General features: G+C 70.3%; 2 protein-coding genes and 1 pseudogene. All 3 read left to right on the plus strand.

Going from position 1 to position 2,288, the window contains the following annotated elements:
- Window positions 1–749: 749 nt before the first annotated feature.
- A pseudogene (locus ABD317_RS37950) lies at window positions 750–1,478 on the plus strand (RIFT barrel domain-containing protein); the annotation flags it as partial.
- Window positions 1,479–1,548: 70 nt separating this feature from the next.
- Entirely contained in the window at window positions 1,549–1,728 is a 180-nt protein-coding gene (locus ABD317_RS37955) for an exo-rhamnogalacturonan lyase family protein (protein ID WP_425582529.1), read from the plus strand.
- Window positions 1,725–2,288: carbohydrate-binding protein (locus ABD317_RS36045; protein ID WP_344296126.1), on the plus strand; the 564-nt coding region annotated here is incomplete at its 3' end. The genes ABD317_RS37955 and ABD317_RS36045, both read left to right, overlap by 4 nt.

Raw genomic sequence — 2,288 nt, forward strand, 5'->3', positions numbered from 1 at the left:
GACCGCGAACGTCGCGGCCTGTGCCGTGTGTGGCGATCTGGGGGCGGCCGGTGCCGTCCCTCCTCCTAACAGGGACAGGCCGACGCCTGCCGCTCCGGCCGCGCTCATGTTGAGGAATGTCCGTCGCTGGATGGTCATGGATGACTCCTCGACTGGCCTTCAGTGGGGTCCGTTGCCGGATGCGTCCAGTCGGGGGCCGTCACGATCGTGCTCAGTCGCCCTCGACCGATACCACGTGCATCTGAAGATAAAACGCTTACATGAACAGGTCAACACGTAGGAATCGGGCTTGGAGAAGCATGACCGCCATGTGTGGGAACCGTTTACGTCGTCCATCTCGACGAAGGCGTCCATCCGTGCCGTAACGACCTGTTCCAGAAGCTGGTCGTCGTGCAGCCGGCCTGGAAGGAGCGCGGCCGGGCCGCTGACCCCATGGCGAGTTCGCGCTCGGGGTCACCGCCGGTCGTGCCGATCAGGCACAGCCTGCCTTCGGCGGCGGTCTGCGCCCGGCCCGCCGGGCGTCCCGGGCACCGCCCGGCGTCGCGTAGGACTCCACGGCCTCCAGCAGGCGATCGGTCACCGCTTCCCAGAGCGCCCTGCTCCACCCCGGGGGCAGGGCGACAGCTGTCCGTCAGCCGCAGGACCGGCAAAGGAAGCCACAGGTCTTGACGTGACCAGAACATGCTTGGTCCACTGTGGTGGCGCGATGGTAAGCGTTTTAACACACCGGGGCCAGGTGGAGGGCAACGATGCCCGGACGATCCCGCCGCACCGTTCTCGTCGGCGGGGCGGTGGCCGGTGCGCCGAGCGGACCGGGCGCAGCACGGCAGGCCGCCGCACCGAGTGATCAGCGACCCGCACCAGGTCACGCCGCAGCCGCCGGGGCGTCATTGAGCTGGCGGGAAGGCAGGGAGCCGAGGGCTCTCGTCGGTACCACTCGGGGAGTCCCGTGGCCGCGGAGCGCCCTGCCCCGCGGCACTGAGTTGCTCCTCACCACCACGACGGGTGGGGCCGTGCCGGTGCAGTCGTGGCCGACCGGATTCCGGCCGGACGGCACGGTCAAGTGGACCGCGCACACGACCGGCGCGGCTGTCCCGCCGGCGCGCGAGAACCTGCCGCACACCGGCAGGCCGGAGGAACCCGCTTCCCGGTTGCGGATCACCGAGAACGACAGGACGACCGACGTCGACACCGGCTTCATCCGCTGCCGGATCGCCCGCAGCGGGCGCGTTCTGATGCCGTCGATCACCAGGGGCGAGCGGACCGTCGCCACCGGCGGCACGCTCGTGTGCCTGAGCACCTGCACGGCGCCGGGGCCTTCGGCGACTGGAGCCCTGTGGGACGCGGCATCCCCGGCGCGGCGGCAGATCGAGGACCGGCGGGACTTCCTCTTCGCTGAGGCCATGCCCCGGCACACCGGCGAGGTGGAGGTCTACCACGTGGGGCAAGTGGCGCGATCTCGGCACCCGGCACGGTGTGCCGCGCCGGGCCGGCATCGCCGGCAGCTGCGCATCAGCACCGCCGCGTACCGCCGGTTCTCCCCGCAGTGTGCGGGTCGACGGCCCTGCCGTGCCCGAACCGGTCGACGAGGCGAGCTTCGTGCCCACGAACGCAACCGCGCAGTACGGCTTGGCCGCGATCCCGTGCCGGGCGCTGGCCGGTGATCATCTGCGCTCACCCACAACTGAATCGACCCTTCCCTACCCCCTGCTACGGGAGGATTCGTGAAACAGCCCATCAAGGCCTCGTTGGCCGGGGTCACAGCCGCCCTGCTGCTCACCACGGTGACGGCGTTCACAGCCGATGCGAGCGCCGCGACGACCCGGTACGAGGCGGAAACCGCGCCGGCGCAGTGCCAAGGAACCATCGACTCGGACCATGCCGGCTACTCCGGCAGCGGATTCTGTAACGGCGACAGTGCTGCGGGGGCCTATGCGCAGTTCACGGTCACCGCGGCGGACGCCGCTACGGCGACGCTGCGGATCCGGTTCGCCAACGGCGCCAGTAGCGGAGCTGCGCGGCCGGCGAACCTCATCGTCAACGGGACCACGGTGGGGACGGTCTCCTTCGAGTCCACCGGCTCCTGGTCGACGTGGTCGACCAAGACCGTGACCGCCTCGCTGAACGCCGGCAGCAACACCGTCCGGCTGGATCCGACCGCGGACGCGGGACTGCCCAACATCGACTACCTGGAGTGGGCCGACGACAGCGAACCGCCGGGCGACGGCAGGCAGATGGAGAACCTGGGGCGCGGGGTCGTGGCCGTGCGGTCGGACAGTGACAGCGTC

The sequence above is a fragment of the Streptomyces synnematoformans genome (genome assembly GCF_039531005.1).
Classification (GTDB): Bacteria; Actinomycetota; Actinomycetes; order Streptomycetales; family Streptomycetaceae; genus Streptomyces; species Streptomyces synnematoformans.